This is a genomic window from Nocardia sp. NPDC059195, assembly GCF_042754695.1.
GTDB lineage: Bacteria > Actinomycetota > Actinomycetes > Mycobacteriales > Mycobacteriaceae > Nocardia.
Genome location: NZ_JBHZBG010000005.1, coordinates 95885 through 115505, shown reverse-complemented (window position 1 = coordinate 115505; position 19621 = coordinate 95885). Strand labels below are relative to the sequence as shown.

The following is a 19621-nucleotide window of genomic DNA, read 5'->3' as shown; positions in this document are numbered from 1 at the left end:
GTCGTCGATGTCGAAGAAGCAGAGCAACCCAGCCGAGGGACCCGCCGCGCCCAATCGCGGCGGCGCCCTGCACCTGTCCGCGACGAAACTGCGTTGGGGGCTGCTGATAGGCGCCCTCGGGGCGGTCGTCGCGGCCATGGTCACCATGGCCGTGACAGGCTTCGACACCGACAAGGTGGAAGCGCACCAGCCCGGTGCCGCCCCGGTGGTGCGCGACAAAGAGTTCAGCAGCGCGGCGCAGGGCGACTGTCTGACCTGGTCCAAGCCCGACCGTAGCGACCTGGTGAAGGTGGGCTGCGCCGACAAGCACCTCTTCGAGGTGGCGGGTGTCATCGACCTCAGTGCCTATCCCGGGCGTGAGTTCGCCGAGGGCACCCGTCACCCCGATTCGCTGCGCATGACCGAACTGCGCGACGAACACTGCGTGACCGCCGTCCAGAAGTATCTGGGCGGGCGATTCGATCCGCGCGGCAAGTTCATGGTGAATGTGATGTCGCCGAGCCCCGCGGGTTGGCAGCACGGCGACCGGACGCTGCGCTGTGGTGTCCAGGTCGCCGCCACCGCAACGAGCCCGGCCAGCATCGGCAGCCTGGCCGACAGCGATCAGTCCAAGATTCATGCCACCGGTACCTGCCTCGGCATCAATCAGAATCTGCCGACCGACCCGGTCGACTGTGCCCAACCGCACTCGGTGGAGATCGTCGGCACCGTCGACCTGGCCACCGCCTTCACCGGCGGACCCCCGTCGGAGGCCGAACAGGACAAGTTCGTCGAAGCCGAATGCAACCGGCTCTCCGGCGACTACCTCGGCAGCCCCGACGCCATCCGCAACAAGACGCTGACCCTGTTCTTCGACTACCTGGAGCCGGCCAGCTGGCTCGCGGGCAGCCACAAACTGGACTGCTGGCTCGGAAAAGGTGCCGACCGTGAGGGTTTCGCGCCGATCGTCGGCTCGGCCCGCGGCGAGATCCTGATCGATGGGCAGGCACCGGTGCCCCCGCCGAACTCCGGACGCTCCACGCCGGCTCCGCTGCCGGGCGCCGCGCCGCTGCCGCCCCAGCCCCAGCCGCGGTGATGTTGTCCGAGCGGATGCCGCAGTGGCGTTTCGAGGAGTTGGTCGGCGATGCCCTCGACCAGATCCCGGCGGAGCTGTCCAGTGCCATAGACAACGTTGTTGTGCTGGTGGAGCCCCGAAATGACGAGGAACCCTCGTTGCTGGGGCTGTACCACGGGATCGCCCTCACCGAGCGCGACAGCTACTACGCCGGATCGTTGCCGGATACCATCACGATCTATCGAGAAGCTATTCTCGACATCTGCAACACCGACGACGAGGTGGTCGAGGAAGTCGCGATCACCGTGATCCACGAAATAGCACACCATTTCGGGATTGACGACGACCGGTTGCATGAGCTGGGATGGGGTTAGCGAAACTGGGTGGGGAATCGGGGGAACCGAATGACCCGCTCTCGCGTCCTAGTACTCGTAGGGGGAATTCTCGTGGTTCCCGATAGCCGCCACCAGAAGGAGTCGGGTCATGGTTGGACACGTTCTCGTTGCACCTGAAATCGTCCTCGCCGCGTCCGCGGAGTTGGATCTGCTCGCCGAGCGCCTCGCCATCGCGGCCGGGCTCGCCGGGCCGACGACGCATGTGCTGCCGTCCGGCGCCGAAGAGGTGTCGCTGCTCGCGGCGTCGCACTTCAACACCGCAGCCGCCAAGCACGACGGTTCGGTCGCCCAGGCAATCCTCGAGCTGCATCACGCGGCCGCGACCCTGCGCTCGCAGCTGACCACTCATATCGGGGAAGACGTAGCTCGCGCGGCGACGATCAACGCCGTCCAGGTGTAGTCGCACCGAACTCGTCGACGATCATTTACTCAGGGGAGAAACAAGCATGACCGCAGGGATCACCGGGGTGTTCTGGCTGCCTCGTATGGCCGAAATGAACTCCACCACCCTCAACGCGGGCGCACACGCGATCCCGATCAGCGCCGCCGCCACCTCGTGGGGCACGCTGGCGGCCGCGTGGGGCGACGCCGCCTTCACCGTCACCCGCGTGATCGCGGAGGTCGGTGTCGGCCTCCAGGGCGTCAACGGTATCGCCGTGCTCGCGCGTCTGGCCCCGTTCGCGGGCTGGGCCAGCCAGCAGGGCATCGCGTCCGCGGCGGCCAGTGCCAAGTGCGCGGCCAACGCCACCGCCTACACCGTCGCCTCGATCGCGATGCCGAGCCTGCCCGAGATCGTCGGCACCAACGCCGCGGTCGCGGCTTCGGCCAACCCGCCCGGTGTCGTCTCCGGCGCCTTCGAGGTCGCCGAGGTCGCGCGCCACGCCATGGACATCCGCGCCGCACTGGTGATGGAGACCTACGAAGCCGCCACGTCGGCCACCGTCGCCGTCCCCAGCGAATTCACCATGCCGCCCGCCATCGCCAGCGGTGCGGGCTCCGCGTCGCAGGGTGATTTCGGTGGTGGCGATCCGCTGCAGACCGCGGTCGCCGCGGCGCAGGCCTTCGTGTCCAACCCCGGTGTGGTCAGCGCGGCCACCCAGGCGGCCAACACCGCCGGTGGCGTGCTCACCAGCGGCGTCAGCACGGTCGGCAACATCGGCGCTTCCGCGATCTCCGCGGTCACCGCGCCCGCTGGTACCGCTGCCGTCGCGCCCGCCATGGCAGGTGTCGGTGCCGCAGGCGCCGCTATGGGTGGCATGGCGACCACGTCGGCCGGTCTCGGCGGCGTCAGCGCGGGCTCGCTGAAGATGCCCGATGGCTGGGGTGCGCCGGCTGCCGCGACCGCGAGCGCGCCGGTCTCGGAATCGGTCATCAACCGGGTCGAGAGCGCACCTGTGCGCAACAACAGCACCGGCGGCAACCCGCTGATGGGCAGCCGGCAGAAGGGCGAGGAAGACGACGAGCACGATGGCGTCGACTACGTGCGCTCCGACGAGTTCACCGATGGTCGCTACGCGGCCGAAGGCGTGATCGGCGCCGACCTCACCGGATCGGCCAAGTGACGGTTCTCGGCACGGGCAGCGGAGGTTCGCTGCTCGGCGCCGTCGTGCTCTCGCTCGACGACATGCAGTTCCTCCTGGAGAAACTGGAGTTCGACGAGATGCCCGTGGTGCTCGACGCCATGGGCCGCTATGACAACGTCACCGCGCACGACGCCGCCATGAACGTGGCGCAGGCCGCCCTGGCCGAACGCGAGCTGCTGTTCGGCCAGGTGGTGGCACCCGAGCTCGCCGAACGGCTGCGGGTGCTCTACCGGCCGCAGTGGATCATCGCGCTGCGGTGGGTGGTGGCGGGCCAGGTCAACCGATTCTGTCTGGCGCAGGGCGACGACCGTGCGGTCGTCGCCTTGCGCGGGCCGGAGTCCTACGTCATCGACGACGCCGGTCTCGATCTACCCGGCGCGGTGCTGCAGGCGCTCGGGCCGGTCGAAGCGCTCGAGCTGTACGGAATGAACGCTCCCACCGAACAATTGGCGCCGATCTTCGGCGACACCGGCGACGCGGCCGCCACCGCGCAGCGCCTGAACAAGGTGGGCAATCCGGCCACCGACGCGCAGGCACTGTCCTCGGCACTGGTGGAGATCCATTCCTACGCCGAGATCGTCGGCGTGGCCTACGGCGACGGCACCCGCGATATCCAGGACAACCACATCGCCGTCTTCAACACGCGCGCAGGCAGATTCATCATCACCGCCAGCGTCGCCGACGACGGGGTGAAGTGGTCGTCCATCGCCAGCGGCACCAACGCCCGCCTGCGCACCGCGGTAGCCGACCTCATCGAGTCGCTCCCGGTGCGCACCGAATTCCCCACCGCGACAGCTAATAACCTGGTTTAACCCATGGGGTCGTCGGCGGATGGGTCTGCCTGGACGGTGAACGGTGGGGTGAATTTGCCCCACCGTAGGCATTCCCAGCCGCCGTCTTCGGTGGGGAGCAGTTCGATGGTCTCGGTGTTGTCGAGGTGGTTGTTCGTCGTGAACGGCGGCGCCACCCCGGCCAGTGCCTTGCCGATCAGGCGCATGGCGGCGCCGTGATTCACCACCACTACGTCACCGTCGGCGTCGTCGGTGAGGAATTCCTCGCGCAGGCCGTCGAGGACGGGCAGGATGCGGGCCAGCACTTCGTGGCCGGATTCGCCGCCGGGGGCTCTGACGTCGAGCTCGCCGAGGTGCCAGCCACGATATATCTGCTGGAAGAGTTCGTGCGCTTCCCGGTCGGAGCGGCCGTGCAGCTCGCCTACCTGCACTTCGTACAGGCCGTCGAGGACGTGTGCCGGTGTGCCGGTGGCTTCTTCGATGTGGCTCGCGGTCTGTCGCGCGCGCAGCGCATCCGACGACACCAGTACCTGGGGCGCTCGCGTCAAGCCCGCGCCGAACGCTTTCGCCTGCGCCACACCACGTTCGGTCAGCGGCAGGCCCGGCACCGCGGTGTCGAGGATCTTCGCGACATTGCCCTCGGTCTCGCCGTGGCGCACCAGAATCAGTTTCGCGCGGGTAGTCATAGGTCCGCGACCCCCTTTCGCAATTGCGTCAACCATTCCGCGGCCGGTTCGTCCGACGGCGGCGGTGAGCCGATGGCCGCTGCCGCGGGCCATGATCCGAGGAATCGGATATGGGCGGTGCGGTGCAAGGCTTTCAAAGTTTCGGCCACCGCCGGGTCATCGATGTGTCCGACGCAGTCGAGATAGAACCGGTAGGTGCCCATGCCGGTGCGGGTTGGTCGCGATTCGATGCGCGTGAGATCAACTCCACGCGTGGCGAATTCGGCGAACGCGCGCATCAGCGAACCAGGCTCGTTGGGCAGTTCCAGGACGACGGAGGTCCGGTCGGCGCCGGTGGCGCCGGGTGCCACACCCGGCCGGGTGACCAGAACGAAGCGGGTGATGGCCTGGTCGTGGTCGGCCACGCCGCCCGCCAAGGTCACCAGGCCGAGTCGTTCGCCCGCCAGTGCGGTCGAGATCGCGGCGTCGGCTGTTCCGGCCGCCACGTCTTCAGCGGCGGCCGCGTTGGATGCCGAGGTGAACGGGCGCGCATCGGGCATAGTGCGCGCCACCCATTCCCTGACCTGCGCCGCCGCCACCGGATAGGCGGCCAGGGTGCGCACATCGGCCAGCGAGGTTCCGGGTCGCGCCAGGACCGTGAAGGTCACCTCGAGCTCGGTCTCGGCCATGATCTGCAAACGCGGTCCGATGGCGAGGGAATCCAGGGTCGCCGGGATCGAGCCCTCCACCGAACTCTCGATCGGCACCACCGCACCGTCGACCTGCCCGGCCCGGATCAGGTCGAGCGCCGCCCCTTGGCTCGGCGCGGCGACCCGCTCGACCGGCCCGTCGAAGGCCCCCGAGTTCTCGAACTTAGCCAGCGCCATCTCGGTGAAGGTCCCGGACGGCCCGAAATACGCAATACGCGGCACACAGCAACTTTAGCGGCTGGTGTCGGCTGGGTTTCGGACTCGAAGGTCAGGCATATGGTGCGGCGGGAAACGAGTGGTGGTCGGAGGGCGGTGGACCTTGCCACTCAGGCAAAACCGGGCCCGGGGCGGTATACCTTGCTGTGTTTATTGGAGCGCTGACGCGCTCGAGTCGGGGCCCTTCGGGCCCCCGATCTTCCCTCCCTCCGGGCACTCCTTCGTCGCACCCTCCGGTCAGTCCAGATCGGGGCGGGCCCCTCCGGGTGAAGACACATCAGGGTTACCGGCCCGGGCTGTGTACGCAGGTGGGGACACATCAGGGTTACCCGGCCCAGGCTGTGCACGCAGGTGGGGACACATCAGGGCTACCCAATCGGGGCTTGGGATTAGTGGCCCAGTACGCGCAATGCTTCGGTGATTGCCTGTTCGTTGGGGGTTTCGATGGCCAAGAGGACGGTGCGGGTGGCCTCGATCGCCGCGGGCTTCAGTGCCTTCAGGAAGGGGAGGTCGGGGGTGGTGAGGGCGGTGGGGATGTCTTCGCCGCAGAGGGCCGCTACGGTGCCTGCGACCACGGCCAGGGCGCGGGGGCCGCTGGTGGTGCGGGCGGTGAAGCCGTGGTCGGCGTGGGCGATGCCGGCCAGGAAGGCGGTGAGCTCGGGGTCGGGGATGTCGACGTCGACGGGGGTGGGGGAACTGCCGTCGGGGCGGACCAGGTCGGCCACGAGGCTGCGGCGGGCGGGGGCCGACAGGTTCAGCAGGACGGGTTCGGCGGGGGCGGAATGGTCGTCGCCGTGGTCGTCGTGCGTCATCCGTCCACCGTATCGGCTCGATTCATCGTGGTGTCCTCTTGCGCGTCGGGCGTTTGTAACTTAGCTTAGGTTTACCTAATCAAACGTTCGCGGAGGTTGTCATGTCGAGCCCCACCACGATCCTCGCGCCGACCACCGCCGAGCGGGTGCGAAGCGCGTGCGCTCACGCCGAGACAGCGGTGCTCGCGCTCCCCGGTATCGACCCGGTTCCCACTACGCTGCACCACCTGCGCCGCTGCGGCGACGCGGTGATCGCGGTGCCCGCGTCCTCACTCGCGGCGGCGCTGGCCGCCACCGCCAACGAGACCTCCGCGGTACTCGAACTCACCGATCACGCGCCGCTACCGCTGCGTGAGCCGGTCCGGGCGCTGGTGTGGTTGCGCGGATGGGTGCGCCAGGTACCCGAGCAGGCGCAGCGCGCGCTCGCCGTCGAAATCGCCAAGGAGTTCCCGCATCCGGGGCTGCTCGATGTCGGGCACGGCGTCACGCTGCTGCGGATCGTGGTGAATTCGGCGGTACTGGCCGACACCGCAGGCGCGGAATCCGTCGACCACGCGGACCTGCGCGCCGCGACGGCCGATCCGTTCTGCGAGCTGGAAAGCGCCTGGCTGCAACACATGTCGGAGGATCACGCCGACATCGTCGCCCAGCTGGCTCGTCATCTGCCGACCCGGCTGCGCGGGGGGCTCGTGCATCCGCTCGCCATCGACCGCTACGGGCTCACGCTGCGGGTCGAGAGCAACGATGGCGATCATGATGTGCGCCTTCCCTTTCCCACCCCTGCCGATAGCGTCGAATCGTTGAGCCGCGCGGTTCGCGTGCTGGCGGGCTGCCCGTTCTTGAACGGTATGCGGCGTATCTGATCGGCTGTGTTTTTGGAGCGCTGGCGCGCTCGAGCGGGGCCCCTGAGGCCCCTTTGGGTAGAGACACATCAGGATCGCCCGGCCCAGGCTGTCTACGTAGGTGGTGACAGTTCGGGGCTACCCGGCCCAGGTTGTGGACGCCGTCTGCCCTGCGGGCTCGGGTGACTTTGGATCACGTGGGGGGTGCGTCTCACTTCGGGTCGCCGGGCCCGGCGGGAACAGACTGCGGCGTGTTCGCTGTTTACACTGCGCGGCATGCGTGTCGATCCTCCCCAGACCGAGCTGAGCGAGCGCGACAGGTTCGGGCTGCGCGTCGAGATCGCGGTCGTGCTGCTCGTGACCTTCGGGTTGAGTGGGATCAGTGCCGGGTTGTCCCTGCTCGATTCGGCGTTGGCGCCGGGTGGGGTCGGTGGGCGGACGGTGGCGTTGAACGCGTCGCGGTCGAACAATTCGTTCCTCGATCTGCTGTTCCAGCTCGTCGGGGTGACCAGGCTGATGGCGTGGGCGGCGTTGGGGCTGTACCTGTTGTGGCGCAGCGGGATCGGGCCGCGGCTGATCGGGCTGGCACGGATCCGGCGTGGCGATATCGTGGCGGGTCTTGCGCTGGCCGCGGTGATCGGGTTGCCGGGACTCGCGCTGTATCTGGTCGCGCACGCGATGGGAGTGAGCGTCACCATCGTGCCGAGTTCGCTGTCGGAACACTGGTGGCGGCTGCCGGTGCTGATCCTGTCGGCGTGTGCGAATTCCGTCGCCGAGGAAGTGCTGGTGGTCGGCTATCTGATCACCCGGCTGCGCAGGCTCGGCTGGTCGGAGAACTCCTCGCTGGCCGCGTCGGCGCTGTTGCGCGGCAGCTATCACCTGTACCAGGGGATCGGCGGCGGCTTGGGCAATATCGTGATGGGCCTGATCTTCGGCCGCTACTGGCAGCGAACCAACCGCCTGTGGCCGCTGATCCTGGCCCACGCGACGATCGACGCTGTCGCCTATCTCGGCTACAACGTGCTGCGCGGGCGCGTCGGCTGGCTGCCGTGAGTGAAGCTGGGCGCACCAGCAATTGCCCCGACACGCCATTGCGGCCATGACCTGAACGGCGTGTCGCGGCGAGTTTCACCACATCACCGCGTTTCGCGCTAACAATGGCCCGCACGCGGGGTATCCCAGTAGTGACCGAGCGCGCAGAACCGACTCGCGCTCCCCACGATCAGTAGAGTTTGACGGTGATGAACGGCGACGATCCCCGCGAGGACCCCCGTAGACGCCGGGTGCCGCCGACGTCCGGCCGCCCCGGCGGTCCCTCGGTGCCCCAACAAGGTCGTCCTGTGCCACCCCAGGGTCGCGCGGTGCCACCCGATCCGCGATACGGCCGTCCGCCCGGCAACGATCGGCGTCCGCATCCCGAGGATGGGCCGACGGTTCGCTACAACCCGGCACCTCGGCGCGGCGCGTCGCACGTGGAACCCACCCAGGTGCTGCACCGCAATTCCGGCGACCAGCCGCTGGCCTATTCGCAGATGCCGTACGAGCGCGAGAAGCCGCGTCAGTCACCGCCGCAAAGACCACGTGAGCAGGTCAGACACGCGCCGACCCAGCGACCGGTCCCCCATCACGACGGTGTGCCACCCCGGCGCACTCCCCCGCCGGTCAACGGGGGCAGGCAGCCGCGGCCGCCGCGGCGCAGGCGCAGACGTCATCCGTTCCGGTGGTTCACGGTGATCGTGGTGCTGTTGATCGCCGGCCTCATCGCCGCGGTCGTGCACCTGGACAACTCGCTCACCCGCATCACCGCGCTGTCCTCCTACAGCGACCGCGTGGGCGATACCCCCGGCACCAATTGGCTGCTGGTCGGCTCCGACGGCCGTAGCGACCTCTCGACCGAGCAGGAACAGGAACTGGCGACCGGCGGCGACACCGGATCCGAACGCACCGACACGATCATGATGGTGCACATCCCGTCCTCCGGCCCGACCACGATGGTCAGCCTCCCGCGCGATTCCTACGTGAGCATCCCCGGCCACGGCAAGGACAAGCTGAACGCGTCGTTCGCGATCGGTGGCGCGTCACTGCTGGTCCAGACTGTGGAGGTAGCGACGGGCGTGCGGATCGACCACTACGCCCAGATCGGCTTCGGTGGTTTCGCCGGCGTTGTCGACGCGCTGGGCGGGCTCGAGATGTGCCTGGACGATCCGATCGTCGACCCGCTGGCCGGGCTCGACTTGCCCGCGGGCTGTCAGGAGCTGACCGGCCCGCAAGCACTCGGTTTCGTTCGCACCAGAGCCACCCCGATGGGCGATGTCGACCGGATGAACAACCAGCGGAAGTTCATGGCGGCGCTACTGAAGAAGGCCACGAGCGTGGGCACCCTCGTGAATCCGTTCGCCTTGTGGCCCATGGCAACCGGGGTCGCGGCTTCGCTGAAGGTCGATGACGGCGACCACATCTGGAACCTGGCCGCGCTCGGCTGGGCGATGCGCGGCGACACCGTTACCACCAGCGTCCCGATCGGCGGATTCGACGACACCGACGTGGGCAACGTGTTGCTCTGGGACAAGTCGAAGGCCTCCGGGTTCTTCGAGGCGCTCGCCACCGATCAGCAGATTCCGGAGGAGCTGCTCACGCGGTAACGTCGAGGTATGTCCGAGAACCTGTCGTTCACCGAACTCCTGCGTGACCAGGTAAGAGCCGGTCTCACCGCGGCTCATCAGTATCTGGCCGCCGCCGTCTATTTCGACGCCAAGGATTTACCCGAGCTGGCCGGGCAAACCTACGCGCGCTCGACGGCGAACCACGGGCACGCGATGCGCATGGTGCAGTACCTACTCGACCGCGATGTGCCGATCATGATCGGCGGGCTCGACGAAGTGCGCTCGGAATTCGATTCCCCGCGCGCCGCGATCGCCTTTCTGCTCGACCGTGAACAGGCCACCACCGCGCAGATCAGCGCGCTCGCCGCGGCCGCGCGCGACACGAATGATTTCCTCGGCGAACAATTCATGCAGTGGTTCCTGGGTGAACAGGTCGACGATGTCGCCGGAATGACCACACTGCTTACCGTGCTCGACCGCCAGGACAACCTGTTCGACGTCGAGGAATTCATTCGCCGCGAACTGCGTGGCACGGTGCGCGTAGATACCACCGCACCCCGAATGGCCGGTGCGACTTAGGAAATGCTTGGTTAGGGAATACTGTCCTCAATAAGGCTGCACTTGGATGACAACCCCCTATGACCAGCATTAATGTTGCCGACATGTCGATTCATCCGGAAGCCCCGCGTAGCAAGTTCCATACTCTGCTCCAAGATCAGATCCGGCATGAGTTCAATGCCGAGCACCAGTACATCGCGATCGCGGTGTGGTTCGACAACAACGACCTGCCGCAGCTGGCCAAGCGTTTCTACGCACAGTCGGTGGAAGAACGAAATCACGCGATGATGATCGTGCAGTATTTCGTCGACCGTGACCTCTCCGTAGAAATCTCGGGCATCGATGCGGCGAAGTCGAAGTTCGAGTCCGCCCGTGAGCCGATCGAGCTGGCGATGGCCCAGGAGAAGACGGTCACCGACCAGATCGTGCAGCTGGCGAGCACCGCCCGCGAAGAGGGCGATTACCTCGGCGAGCAGTTCATGCAGTGGTTCCTGAAGGAACAGGTCGAAGAAGTGGCGCACATGACCACGCTGCTCACGATCGCCGATCGCGCCGGGTCGAACCTGTTCGACCTGGAGGCGTTCATGTGGCGTGAGCTGAGCACCACGAAGGAGGCGTCCGGCGCACCGTCGGTCGCGGGCGGCAGCGTCTAGCTCGAACGCGGAAGGATTCGGCTCGCGGGCAGCGAGCCGAATCCTTCCTGCGCGTCTACCATCCGGAGCCGGAGCCACCCGAGCCGGTGTTGGCCAGCACAGTGCCGATCAGAATCTGGGCGAGACCGGCGATTGATCCGAGAAATTCCACGATGCCTCTTCTTTCGTCATCACCGATTGGTCGGCTGAGTCGTGAACCTAGCCGACCGCATCTGTGAAAGAAGCATGTTTCATTAAGTTCAGCGCAGAGTGACCTGACGCGAACGCAGACCATCACGCGAACGACGTTCCTCGGTGGTCATCGGCGCATCCGACGCCAGCGCTTCGGCCAGGCGAGCACCGAATTCCCGTGCGGGAGCTTCCCATTCGGCCGGGTGCCGCTCGGGATCGAGGTCGAACACCGGCACCAGCAGACCGTGCGTGCGGAACGAACCCGCGAAGCGCGAACCCTCACCGAGGTGCAGGCCACCGGTGGCGTGCACGCGAGCCAGGGCCAGCATCAGCGCGTCCTCGTCCTCGGGACGCACCCAGCGCACGTGTGCCTTCTCGCCCGCGTCGACCCACCAGGCCGCGCCGATCGAATCCGGGCCGAGGTCAAGGCGTGCCGAGGGCATGATGGCCTGCTTGGCCTGCTCGATCGTCGCCGCCACCTGCGGATCCGGGGTGACACCCTCGGGCACCCACCAGTCGAAGTCCTGGTGCACGGTGAGCTCGAGGTCGGCACCGGGATCGATGACATCGGCAAGGCGCGGACCGCCGTCGATGGCGTCGGCGGAGTTCAGCGATTCACCGGGCTCGGCTGACTGGGTCCACAGGATCGCCGCCGCGATATCGGCCGACGGGTCGTCGCCGCGGAACTGCATCTGCGTGCCGACGAAGCCGACCGGCTCGTCGCCTGCCCGCACCAGCGCGGCCACCGCGCCGGGTAGCACCGTCGCCAGGGTGACCTCACGCTGCGCGGCCACACCGGGCGCGAGCTTCAAGGTCGCGGTCGCCGACGGCACGAACTCCCGCAGCGCCACCAGATCACATTCGGCGGCAAGACCCTCGAACGGCCGTGTCACGGCCGCGGATGCCTGCTCCTGCGCCGCACGCCGCTGCGCGAGACGCTGAGCCCGATTACTGTCGGGCTTCGGACTGTTCCGCTTGCTTTTACCCACGCGTGGAGTTTATGGCCGAGCAGCGAGTTCGCTTACCGCGCCCCCTGTCCAGGCTCGCCGGAGGCCGCGTCGGTGTCAGACTCCGGCCAGTAGCGCTTTCGTGCGGCCGGGGTGGTTGGTCGCGACCCAGCTGACGCCGAGGTCGGCGCACAACGTCACGTCCTCGGGATCGTCAACGGTCCAGCAGTAGGTGGCCCGTCCCGCCGCGGCGGCCTTGTCGACGAGTTCGGGATGCTCGCGCAGGGTTTTCACCGAGGGGCCGACAGCGGTCGCGCCGACCGTGGTGGCCGCGCCCCCGCCGAGAAACCGCGACGATTCGCCGAGCAGCACAGTGGGCAACAGCGGTGCGGCACGGCGGATCCGCCAGACCGCGGTCGCCGCGAACGACATCACCACCGCGCGAGAATGATCGGCCGAGGCGGGCGTGGCGATGCCGAAACGCTGGAGTTCGGCGAGCACCTTGTTCTCCACCAGGGCGCCGTAGCGCACCGGGTGCTTGGTCTCGATGAACAGTTTCGTCGGGCGGGTGCGCCAGTCGAGGACGAGTCCGATCAGGTCGCTCAGCGCGAGCACGCCCTGCGGCTCTTCGTCGGAGCCGAAGTTCATGTCGCGTAACTCGTCCAGCGTCAGTTCACTGACCAGGCCGGTGGCGTCGGCGGTGCGGTCGACGGTGCGGTCGTGCACGCAGACCAGGTGGCCGTCACGGGTGAGCCGGACGTCGCATTCGACACCGTCGGCACCCTCCTGCAGCGCTAGCTCGTACGCGGCGAGGGTGTGCTCGGGTCGTGCCGCCGACGCGCCACGATGCGCCACCACGAAGGGTGGGCGATTGCTCTGGCTCACTTGGCCACGACCTCCTCCTGCGTATTCTCGCCTGTCCGGTCAGAATTCGCGCGTTCGACCTCATCGTGCCCGACCGCATCGCGCACAGCGACAGCTCCCGGCTCGACCGGCGCGATGACGACCTCGGCGGGATCGGCCGCCATCACCCAGCGATGCGCCGACCTGATCTCCCCGCGCAGGTCACGACCTTCCAGCGTGCGCACCATCCACAGCGTGAGCACGGCGAACCCGGCCGCGCACAGGTTGGTGAACCCGGTGAACGAGACGCCGTCGGCCTCGGCCTGCAAGGTCGACGCGTCACGCCACAGCGTCGCCGCGACCAACAGCAGCCCGCTCAATACCCAAGCGGCCCACCAGATCCGCACGGCCCGGTGCGAACGCGGATCGGGGTCGGCACCGAGTAATTCGGTGATGAACACGCCGGGCCAGATCAGATTGACGCCCGGCACAAGGCATCCCGCGATCAGCGACCACCGTGTGCGCGGGTCGCGCCTGCCGTAGGCCGTGAACACGATCGTGCGCGCTTCGATCAGCCAGGCGACCAGCGCCACCGCGGTCACCAGCGCGTAGATCGGCGCGATGATGCCGAACACCAGCACCGTCGCGTCGGAGATCGACAGCAGCCAGCCGGGGATGAGCCGGACGCGGTTCTGCAACAGGATCAGGTAGCGGCCGTACTCGGCCAGCCCGGCGAGCAGGAACGCGATCGTGGTGCCGATCAGCAGCCGGTCGCGGTGGGCGGCGATGCCACGCAGGGGGCGCTCGGGCGTGCGGGCCGCGGACGGCGGCGGATCGAGCAGGCCCCAGCGCGGGGTCTGGGTGTAGCGGGGAGTCGGCCCGAGCGGGGCCGAGGTGGTCGCGCCCGCTTTACGGGTGCGGTGGTCGGGCCTGCGCGCGACCCAGCGGTAGTTGCGCTGGGTGGCCGGTGCGTCGACCTTGCCGGGCGAGAGCAGCACCCCTCGGCAGCGCGGGCACCAGTGCATCGGCGCGCCCTGCACGGCCCACCGCGCACCACAGCGTGCACATGGTTGCACCACCGAACTCACCCGCGCACCCCGCTTCCGGACTAGTAGATCTTGGCTTCGTGGTCGCCGTCGGCGACCACCGGGCGGCCGGTCTGCTGCCAGGCCACCATGCCCCCCGCGACATTGACCGCTTCGTACCCGATGTGGGCGAGATACCGGACGACCTCGATGGACCGGCCGCCCTGTCTGCACACGATGTAGAGCTCGGCGTCGATATCGAGCTCGTCGAGGCGGGCAGGCACGTCGACCATCGGGATGTGGATCGCGCCCGGCGCGTGCCCTAGGTTCCATTCGTCGGGTTCGCGCACGTCGAGCAGCTGCGCGCCCGGCACCGGGGCCGCGTGGTCGAACGCGGCGGGTACCGCACCCACCGGCACCGTGGGGACATCGGAGCTCGTCACGCCTCGATCCTGCCATGCCGCGCGGATCGCCGGGCGAGCCTGTGCGAGGACGAGGTGTCGCACGGGGTCCAGCTATCGGTCAGCACACATTCAACGGGACCGGCTGCCGGCGACGCCGACTCCCCGGGTGGAACCAGCCGAGAACGACCGATCCGGGACTCCCCTCCATGTCATCCCGGAGCGGTCGTTCGCCGCTGACGTCGGGATTCGTGGAGTGCGTTCTGTCCCGACATCTACTTGGACGCAAGCGGGACCGATTCGGTTCCATAAAAACGAGAACACTAGAGAAAATCTTAAATCCTGGGATCTGGGCGGCCAGATCGGTAGCCTGGGCGCATGAACGTGAGCAGGGGGCTACTCGACAGTTTCGACATCAACGGCTTGAATACCGCTTTGTCTGAATCCACGTGTCTAGGGGTAGAAGTGGATGCCGCGGCGGGCCGGCTGCAACTCGCTCTGGAGGTGCTGACGCTACCAACGGATGGACCAACGCCGATCGACACGAAAGTCCTGCTCACCTTCACCGGAGTCACCCGGGTGGCGGCCTCCCTGCGCATCCAGCGCTGGGACGATGTCGACGCCCGCGTGCTTCCGCTGACCCTCGACCAGCTCGACGAGGCCATCGCGAGCTTCGGCGGCGGCGGGCTGCACGGGTGGGAGTTCATCGACCTCGACGACAGCGGGTGGACGCTGTGGAGTGAGCTGCTCAGCTTCGACACCGTGCTCGATCAGCGCATCGCCGCCCATGTCATCGAGTTCTCGCAGGAAGAGGGGATCGATCCGCGTGAGCTCGATGTGCGGGTGTGGTTCGACAAGATGGCTGTCACCGACACCGCGGGGAGCGAGATCCCGATGAAGGAGTTCATCGAAGGCGGGCGGCGCTGGTGGGATGCGCATGCCGCGGGTGATGCCAGGACAACCAAGGCCGATATCGCGCCGCCGCTGTAGAAAGACGTCGGGGTTCACCGTGCCCGGGGCGGTGAACCTTGCTGTGTTTATTGGAGCGCTGACGCGCTCGAGTCGGGGCCCTTCGGGCCCCCGATCTTCCCTCCCTCCGGGCACTCCTTCGTCGCACCCTCCGGTCAGTCCAGATCGGGGCGGGCCCCTCCGGGTAGAGACACATCAGGATTACCTACCCAGGTTGGGGAATGCGGGGGCAAGGTGCGCGGGTTGCACCGGGCGGGTGTACGAATGATGGTTGGTGTTGTCGTCCGAACTGGGCGCACACAGCCCGACACACGGAAAGGGACATCGTGGCCGTCTACACACTGCCCGAACTCGATTGGGACTTCAGCGCACTGGAGCCGCACATCTCCGGACAGATCAACGAGATCCACTTCACCAAGCACCACGCCGCCTACGTCGCCGGCGCCAACGCGGCACTGGAGAAGCTGGAAGCCGCCCGTGAGGCCGGCGACCACGCCGCCATCTTCCTGAACGAGAAGAACCTGGCGTTCCACCTGGGTGGCCACACCAACCACTCCATCTGGTGGAAGAACCTCTCGCCCAACGGTGGCGACAAGCCGGTCGGTGACCTGGCCGCCGCGCTCGACGACCAGTTCGGTTCGTTCGACAAGTTCCGCGCGCAGTTCACCGCTGCCGCGAACGGCCTGCAGGGCTCCGGCTGGGCCGTCCTGGGTTACGACACCCTCGGCCAGAAGCTGCTGACCTTCCAGCTGTACGACCAGCAGGCCAATGTGCCGATCGGCATCATCCCGCTGCTGCAGGTCGACATGTGGGAGCACGCCTTCTACCTGCAGTACAAGAACGTCAAGGCCGACTACGTGACGGCGTTCTGGAACGTCGTCAACTGGGCCGACGTGCAGGACCGCTTCTCCCGCGCAGTCTCGCAGGGCAAGGGCCTCATCTTCGGGTGATCTAAGCCTTTTCAACGGGCCCGCATGCGACTTTCGCATGCGGGCCCGTTGTCGTTTTGCCCGATTAGCACTCTTTGGTACTTGTGTGCCAGACGGGTTAGGGGCTATTCCTGTCATATACGGGCACAGTCGCCCCCGTTAGTCGGGAGGCCATCATGAATACACAGGGTCCGATCGGGATCACGCCCTTTCAGGCGCGTGGGCGATTGAGCGGGTTCGTGGTTTCGGGACGGTGGCCGGATACCACCAAGGAATGGGCGCAGGTGCTGGTGCTGGCCGTGCGGGTGGCGTCGATGCCCGGGCTGCTGGTGACCACCACGGTGTTCGGGGTGCGCGAGGAGCTGCCCGACGACCCGGAACCCGGCACGGTGGGGCTGGTGATGGCGGAAGGGCCGGTAATCGGGGACGAGGCGATCGAACCCGGCCGGTTCGCCGCGCACGTGCCACCCGCGCTGCTGATGCTGCATCCGCCTTCGGAGACCCGTCCGTCGCTGCCCGAATGCGCGGGCGCGGCCTCGGGCTGCGTGCTGCTGCCGGGCGTGCCGCATCTCGGCTTGGAGCACCGCGCGGCGTGGGCCGAGGCCGAACTCGACGGCACGATCACCTCGCTGGTGAGCCGGGTCGGGATGGATCTGATCAGCGATCCCGACACCGCCGTGCTCGCGATGCTGCTGGCGGCCTGAATCTTTCGCTCGTATCGCGGTCGGCGAACGGCCGGCAACGGGTCTGCGTGCGACTGAAATCAGGGAAACCGAACTATCACCGCCGCATAGCCAAACTTATTGTGCCCATTGAGATTTGGATTACCAGGAGTTGGCATACCCGGAGCAACCGGGCTACAGTGGACAACAGCGAAGGGGAGTAGCCCGCAATCGCCCAGTCGACATACTGATCGTCCGCCGGAACTCGGTGCGGTCCGGCTGCGCGAACCGGCCATCACCGGTGGGCGAGACCTTCGGCCACGAACCGATCCGTAGACCGGTGTGGCTGGAGGCGCACCCGTCTTTCAGCCACAGGCCGGAGTATTTCCTGGGAGCTGACTTCATGATCGCCACGATCCTGCTGAGCTTCGGCGTGCTCTTCCTCGCCGAGCTCGGCGACAAATCGCAACTCATGGCGCTGACCTTCTCGCTGCGCTACCGCTGGTGGGTGGTGCTGGCAGGCATCAGCGTCGCCAGCGTCGCCGTGAACCTCATCGCCGCGGGCGTCGGCCATTTCCTCGGCACCGCACTCCCCGCGAACGCGATCGCCGTCATCACCGCGCTCACCCTGCTGGTGGTCGGCCTCTGGACCTTGCGTGACGCACTGACCAGCACTGACGACTCCGAAGAAGCTCCTGCGGCGCCGAGCGCTCGCAACGCCTTCCTGGTCGTCATCTCCGCCTTCACCCTCGCCGAACTCGGCGACCGCACCATGTTCGCCGCCGCCGCCCTCGCCTCCAACAACAACTGGCTGGCCGTCTGGATCGGCTCGGTCGCCGGCATGGTGGCCGCGGGTGGACTGGCGATCCTGGTCGGCAAGATCGCGGGCAAGCACCTGCCCGAGCGCGGCATCGCCATCGCTTCGGGCCTGCTGTTCCTGTTCTTCGCGGGCAAAACCGTGCTCGACGCGTTCGTGCCCTCGCTGGGTGGTTGGGGTTCGGTGGGAGTCGCCCTGATCGCACCCGTCCTGTTCGGGCTCGGTGTCGCGGTCTGGCGTAAGCGGGTGAAGTCCGCCGACAGCGAGCTCGCCGAAATCGCGGGCTGAGTACGTGCGGCAGACCTCGCGAACCTGCTGACCTCGGTTAAGCGAAGGCGTTGCCGTAGAGCGTGCCGGAACGCTCGGCCAGTGCGATCAGCTGGTCCTTGATGCCGCGCAGACTGTCCGGGTCGTCGGCGGCGATCCGGCCGGTGACCATGGCGCCGATGGCGGCCGCCAGGGTGGCGCAGGCGAACTGCTGGTCGGAGGATTCGGCGCCGAGCATGGTGGCGACCACGTCGACGAAACGATGCTGCAAGGCCATCCGCGCCTCGATGGCCGACGGGCCGACCGCGTAGACCTCAACCAGGAACAGGCGGGCCGAGGCCGGGTCGTCGATCATGTGGTCGAAGTAGGCGGTGAGGATGCGGTCCATCCTGGTGAGCGCGTCGGTGTCGGCGCAGTCGGCGATCACCGTCTGGAGTTTCTCGGCCAGCGCGCCCGACACCCGATCGAAGGCCGCGTTGAAGCAGTCCTCCTTCGAGCGGAACAACTCGTAGAACGTTTCCCGTGAAACCCCGGCCCGCTTGAGCACGGCCGCGACCGGCGTTCCGACATAGCCGCCGACGGTCATCGCCTCGCCCATCGCGACGAGAATGCGCTCACGCTGAGAGGCGATGACTTCCGCACGCGACAGGTGGTGCCGGCCACGCGGAAGTTGTTGCCGCAGAGTCGAATCGCTCATGGTTGCCGTTCCATTCTGCGGGGTCGGGCCGGCTGTTCGGTGGTGAAGGGAGCGTCCTCGGTGCGGGCGATGTCGATGGCGCGGGCCAGGCGGTCGCCCTGCACCCGCTGCACGACCAGCTGGGCCAGCAGCCGAAACGGCCGGACCAGCGCCACCCACCAGGGTGAGACCACGGTCTTGCGTCGTCGCGCGATGGCTCGTTCCAGCGCTTCGACCGCGGGTCCGACCGGCGAGATCCCGGTCAGGCTGGTCTCCCCCAGCACGGTGTGCGCGGCGGCTGTCCCGAATCCGCGCACCGTCATGTCGGTGTCGATCCCGGCGAAATAGCTGACCCCGACCTTCGCCCCGCTCGACCGCAGTTCCGCGCGCAGCGTGGCGCCGAGCGAGGCCACCGCCGCGGCCGAGGCACTGTAGGCCCCGCCGAGCGGTAACTGCACGGACGTGGAGATCGACGACATCATCAGCACATACCCGCCCGGATGCGAAAGATGCGCGCCCGCCGCCGACACGGCGTAGGCGACCCCGAGCACGTTCACCGCGAGGGTCTCCTCGAGCACCGACGGATCCCCGCCGATCATCGCCATCTGCTTGGCGACCCCCGCATTGGCCACCAGCACATCGAGCCCGCCGAGTTCGGCGACCAGCGCCTCGACCACCCGCTCGACCTGCCCCCGATCGGCCACATCGCAATACCGCCAGGGCACATCACCGCATTCCGCGGCCACTTCGGCCAGCAGTTCCGGTTCGAGCCCGAGCAGGGCGACATGGGCGCCGCGAGCGGCCAATCGCCGAGCCAGCGCGGCACCGATCCCACGTGCGGCCCCGGTGATCAGGACCTTGCGTCCGGCCACAGAAGGACCGGCGAACGATCTCATGACGGCACGCTACCACCGGCAAACACCGGTGTTCACGACGATTTCCGCACTGCCCGATATGGGTGTTCCAGACCACACCCCCCACGCGCTAAGGTGCCCTTATTGGCAAGCGGCACAATAAGCCGCAACCCATAGA

The 19621-nt window shown here is 67.5% G+C and carries 23 protein-coding genes; 14 read left to right on the top strand and 9 right to left on the bottom strand.

All coding sequences use genetic code 11. The annotated features are described in order from the left end of the window. Positions 1 to 7: 7 nt before the first annotated feature. The 5 genes from ACFXKN_RS09505 to ACFXKN_RS09485 all read left to right on the top strand — a co-directional run bounded on the left by ACFXKN_RS09505 (position 8) and on the right by ACFXKN_RS09485 (position 3844). Positions 8 to 1075, top strand: coding sequence for a septum formation family protein (locus ACFXKN_RS09505; RefSeq protein ID WP_378946953.1), 1068 nt, complete (start codon positions 8 to 10; stop codon positions 1073 to 1075). Next, positions 1075 to 1428 (top strand): metallopeptidase family protein, encoded by a 354-nt coding sequence (locus ACFXKN_RS09500; protein WP_378948172.1) that lies wholly within the window; start codon positions 1075 to 1077, stop codon positions 1426 to 1428. Before ACFXKN_RS09505 ends, ACFXKN_RS09500 begins: the two co-directional genes overlap by 1 nt. A gap of 109 nt (positions 1429 to 1537) precedes the next feature. Then, the gene (locus ACFXKN_RS09495; RefSeq protein ID WP_378946956.1) at positions 1538 to 1849 is read left to right on the top strand and encodes a PE family protein; all 312 of its coding nucleotides are present in this window, start codon (positions 1538 to 1540) and stop codon (positions 1847 to 1849) included. A gap of 46 nt (positions 1850 to 1895) precedes the next feature. Next, complete coding sequence (locus ACFXKN_RS09490) at positions 1896 to 3011, top strand: PPE family protein (RefSeq protein ID WP_378946959.1); 1116 nt, start codon at positions 1896 to 1898, stop codon at positions 3009 to 3011. Beyond that, complete coding sequence (locus ACFXKN_RS09485; protein ID WP_378946962.1) at positions 3008 to 3844, top strand: ESX secretion-associated protein EspG; 837 nt, start codon at positions 3008 to 3010, stop codon at positions 3842 to 3844. The genes ACFXKN_RS09490 and ACFXKN_RS09485 overlap by 4 nt, the downstream gene beginning before the upstream one ends. On the opposite strand, the gene ACFXKN_RS09480 is transcribed toward ACFXKN_RS09485, so the two are convergent. From ACFXKN_RS09480 to ACFXKN_RS09470, 3 genes are all read right to left on the bottom strand, one after another. Next, positions 3841 to 4509, bottom strand: a complete 669-nt coding sequence (locus tag ACFXKN_RS09480) for a histidine phosphatase family protein (protein ID WP_378946965.1) — start codon at positions 4507 to 4509, stop codon at positions 3841 to 3843. The genes ACFXKN_RS09485 and ACFXKN_RS09480 overlap by 4 nt on opposite strands. Beyond that, a complete protein-coding gene (gene pheA / locus ACFXKN_RS09475) occupies positions 4506 to 5420 on the bottom strand; it encodes a prephenate dehydratase (RefSeq protein ID WP_378946968.1) in 915 nt (304 codons plus the stop codon). Before pheA ends, ACFXKN_RS09480 begins: the two co-directional genes overlap by 4 nt. A gap of 383 nt (positions 5421 to 5803) precedes the next feature. Next, positions 5804 to 6226 carry a hypothetical protein gene (locus tag ACFXKN_RS09470; RefSeq protein ID WP_378946971.1) on the bottom strand — a complete coding sequence of 141 codons (423 nt, stop codon included), beginning with the start codon at positions 6224 to 6226 and terminating at the stop codon, positions 5804 to 5806. A gap of 101 nt (positions 6227 to 6327) precedes the next feature. On the opposite strand from ACFXKN_RS09470, the gene ACFXKN_RS09465 reads away from it, so the two are divergent. The 5 genes from ACFXKN_RS09465 (at position 6328) to ACFXKN_RS09445 (ending at position 10882) form a co-directional block, all read left to right on the top strand. After that, positions 6328 to 7089, top strand: coding sequence for a DUF2470 domain-containing protein (locus ACFXKN_RS09465; RefSeq protein ID WP_378946974.1), 762 nt, complete (start codon positions 6328 to 6330; stop codon positions 7087 to 7089). A gap of 255 nt (positions 7090 to 7344) precedes the next feature. Next, positions 7345 to 8121: a type II CAAX prenyl endopeptidase Rce1 family protein gene (locus ACFXKN_RS09460; protein ID WP_378946979.1), complete on the top strand. Its 777-nt coding sequence runs from the start codon at positions 7345 to 7347 to the stop codon at positions 8119 to 8121. Between the two features lie 188 nt (positions 8122 to 8309). After that, a complete protein-coding gene (locus tag ACFXKN_RS09455; RefSeq protein WP_378948175.1) occupies positions 8310 to 9710 on the top strand; it encodes an LCP family protein in 1401 nt (466 codons plus the stop codon). 9 nt (positions 9711 to 9719) lie between these two features. Further along, a complete protein-coding gene (locus tag ACFXKN_RS09450) occupies positions 9720 to 10250 on the top strand; it encodes a ferritin (protein ID WP_378946982.1) in 531 nt (176 codons plus the stop codon). An 83-nt stretch (positions 10251 to 10333) separates the two neighbouring features. Continuing rightward, positions 10334 to 10882, top strand: a complete 549-nt coding sequence (locus tag ACFXKN_RS09445) for a ferritin (RefSeq protein ID WP_378946986.1) — start codon at positions 10334 to 10336, stop codon at positions 10880 to 10882. Positions 10883 to 11121: 239 nt separating this feature from the next. Here the strand turns inward: ACFXKN_RS09445 and ACFXKN_RS09440 are convergent, their stop codons facing one another. From ACFXKN_RS09440 to ACFXKN_RS09425, 4 genes are all read right to left on the bottom strand, one after another. Further along, positions 11122 to 12042 (bottom strand): DUF5926 family protein, encoded by a 921-nt coding sequence (locus tag ACFXKN_RS09440; protein ID WP_378946989.1) that lies wholly within the window; start codon positions 12040 to 12042, stop codon positions 11122 to 11124. A gap of 75 nt (positions 12043 to 12117) precedes the next feature. Beyond that, positions 12118 to 12885 carry a glycerophosphodiester phosphodiesterase gene (locus tag ACFXKN_RS09435; RefSeq protein ID WP_378946992.1) on the bottom strand — a complete coding sequence of 256 codons (768 nt, stop codon included), beginning with the start codon at positions 12883 to 12885 and terminating at the stop codon, positions 12118 to 12120. Then, a complete protein-coding gene (locus ACFXKN_RS09430; RefSeq protein WP_379432836.1) occupies positions 12882 to 13919 on the bottom strand; it encodes a DUF4328 domain-containing protein in 1038 nt (345 codons plus the stop codon). The genes ACFXKN_RS09435 and ACFXKN_RS09430 overlap by 4 nt, the downstream gene beginning before the upstream one ends. Before the next feature lie 32 nt (positions 13920 to 13951). Further along, positions 13952 to 14311 carry a rhodanese-like domain-containing protein gene (locus ACFXKN_RS09425; RefSeq protein ID WP_378946999.1) on the bottom strand — a complete coding sequence of 120 codons (360 nt, stop codon included), beginning with the start codon at positions 14309 to 14311 and terminating at the stop codon, positions 13952 to 13954. A 336-nt stretch (positions 14312 to 14647) separates the two neighbouring features. Between ACFXKN_RS09425 and ACFXKN_RS09420 the strand changes: the two genes are divergently transcribed. From ACFXKN_RS09420 to ACFXKN_RS09405, 4 genes are all read left to right on the top strand, one after another. Next, entirely contained in the window at positions 14648 to 15259 is a 612-nt protein-coding gene (locus tag ACFXKN_RS09420; RefSeq protein WP_378947002.1) for a hypothetical protein, read from the top strand. A gap of 305 nt (positions 15260 to 15564) precedes the next feature. Then, positions 15565 to 16188, top strand: a complete 624-nt coding sequence (locus ACFXKN_RS09415) for a superoxide dismutase (RefSeq protein WP_378947005.1) — start codon at positions 15565 to 15567, stop codon at positions 16186 to 16188. 155 nt (positions 16189 to 16343) lie between these two features. After that, positions 16344 to 16871: a peptidase gene (locus ACFXKN_RS09410; protein ID WP_378947008.1), complete on the top strand. Its 528-nt coding sequence runs from the start codon at positions 16344 to 16346 to the stop codon at positions 16869 to 16871. A gap of 361 nt (positions 16872 to 17232) precedes the next feature. Further along, positions 17233 to 17934, top strand: a complete 702-nt coding sequence (locus ACFXKN_RS09405) for a TMEM165/GDT1 family protein (RefSeq protein WP_378947011.1) — start codon at positions 17233 to 17235, stop codon at positions 17932 to 17934. Positions 17935 to 17971: 37 nt separating this feature from the next. Here the strand turns inward: ACFXKN_RS09405 and ACFXKN_RS09400 are convergent, their stop codons facing one another. Next, positions 17972 to 18610 carry a TetR/AcrR family transcriptional regulator gene (locus ACFXKN_RS09400; protein WP_378947014.1) on the bottom strand — a complete coding sequence of 213 codons (639 nt, stop codon included), beginning with the start codon at positions 18608 to 18610 and terminating at the stop codon, positions 17972 to 17974. Continuing rightward, on the bottom strand, positions 18607 to 19485 hold the full coding sequence (locus tag ACFXKN_RS09395; protein WP_378947017.1) for an SDR family NAD(P)-dependent oxidoreductase: 879 nt from the start codon (positions 19483 to 19485) through the stop codon (positions 18607 to 18609). The genes ACFXKN_RS09400 and ACFXKN_RS09395 overlap by 4 nt, the downstream gene beginning before the upstream one ends. Positions 19486 to 19621 lie beyond the last annotated feature (136 nt).

Coding starts and splice junctions, on each gene's coding strand:
- ACFXKN_RS09505 (WP_378946953.1), top strand. CDS start 8: ATGTCGAAGAAGCAGAGCAACCCAGCCGAGGGACCCGCCGCGCCCAAT.
- ACFXKN_RS09500 (WP_378948172.1), top strand. CDS start 1,075: ATGTTGTCCGAGCGGATGCCGCAGTGGCGTTTCGAGGAGTTGGTCGGC.
- ACFXKN_RS09495 (WP_378946956.1), top strand. CDS start 1,538: ATGGTTGGACACGTTCTCGTTGCACCTGAAATCGTCCTCGCCGCGTCC.
- ACFXKN_RS09490 (WP_378946959.1), top strand. CDS start 1,896: ATGACCGCAGGGATCACCGGGGTGTTCTGGCTGCCTCGTATGGCCGAA.
- ACFXKN_RS09480 (WP_378946965.1), bottom strand. CDS start 4,509: ATGACTACCCGCGCGAAACTGATTCTGGTGCGCCACGGCGAGACCGAG.
- ACFXKN_RS09470 (WP_378946971.1), bottom strand. CDS start 6,226: ATGACGCACGACGACCACGGCGACGACCATTCCGCCCCCGCCGAACCC.
- ACFXKN_RS09465 (WP_378946974.1), top strand. CDS start 6,328: ATGTCGAGCCCCACCACGATCCTCGCGCCGACCACCGCCGAGCGGGTG.
- ACFXKN_RS09460 (WP_378946979.1), top strand. CDS start 7,345: ATGCGTGTCGATCCTCCCCAGACCGAGCTGAGCGAGCGCGACAGGTTC.
- ACFXKN_RS09455 (WP_378948175.1), top strand. CDS start 8,310: ATGAACGGCGACGATCCCCGCGAGGACCCCCGTAGACGCCGGGTGCCG.
- ACFXKN_RS09450 (WP_378946982.1), top strand. CDS start 9,720: ATGTCCGAGAACCTGTCGTTCACCGAACTCCTGCGTGACCAGGTAAGA.
- ACFXKN_RS09445 (WP_378946986.1), top strand. CDS start 10,334: ATGTCGATTCATCCGGAAGCCCCGCGTAGCAAGTTCCATACTCTGCTC.
- ACFXKN_RS09420 (WP_378947002.1), top strand. CDS start 14,648: ATGAACGTGAGCAGGGGGCTACTCGACAGTTTCGACATCAACGGCTTG.
- ACFXKN_RS09410 (WP_378947008.1), top strand. CDS start 16,344: ATGAATACACAGGGTCCGATCGGGATCACGCCCTTTCAGGCGCGTGGG.
- ACFXKN_RS09405 (WP_378947011.1), top strand. CDS start 17,233: ATGATCGCCACGATCCTGCTGAGCTTCGGCGTGCTCTTCCTCGCCGAG.
- ACFXKN_RS09400 (WP_378947014.1), bottom strand. CDS start 18,610: ATGAGCGATTCGACTCTGCGGCAACAACTTCCGCGTGGCCGGCACCAC.
- ACFXKN_RS09395 (WP_378947017.1), bottom strand. CDS start 19,485: ATGAGATCGTTCGCCGGTCCTTCTGTGGCCGGACGCAAGGTCCTGATC.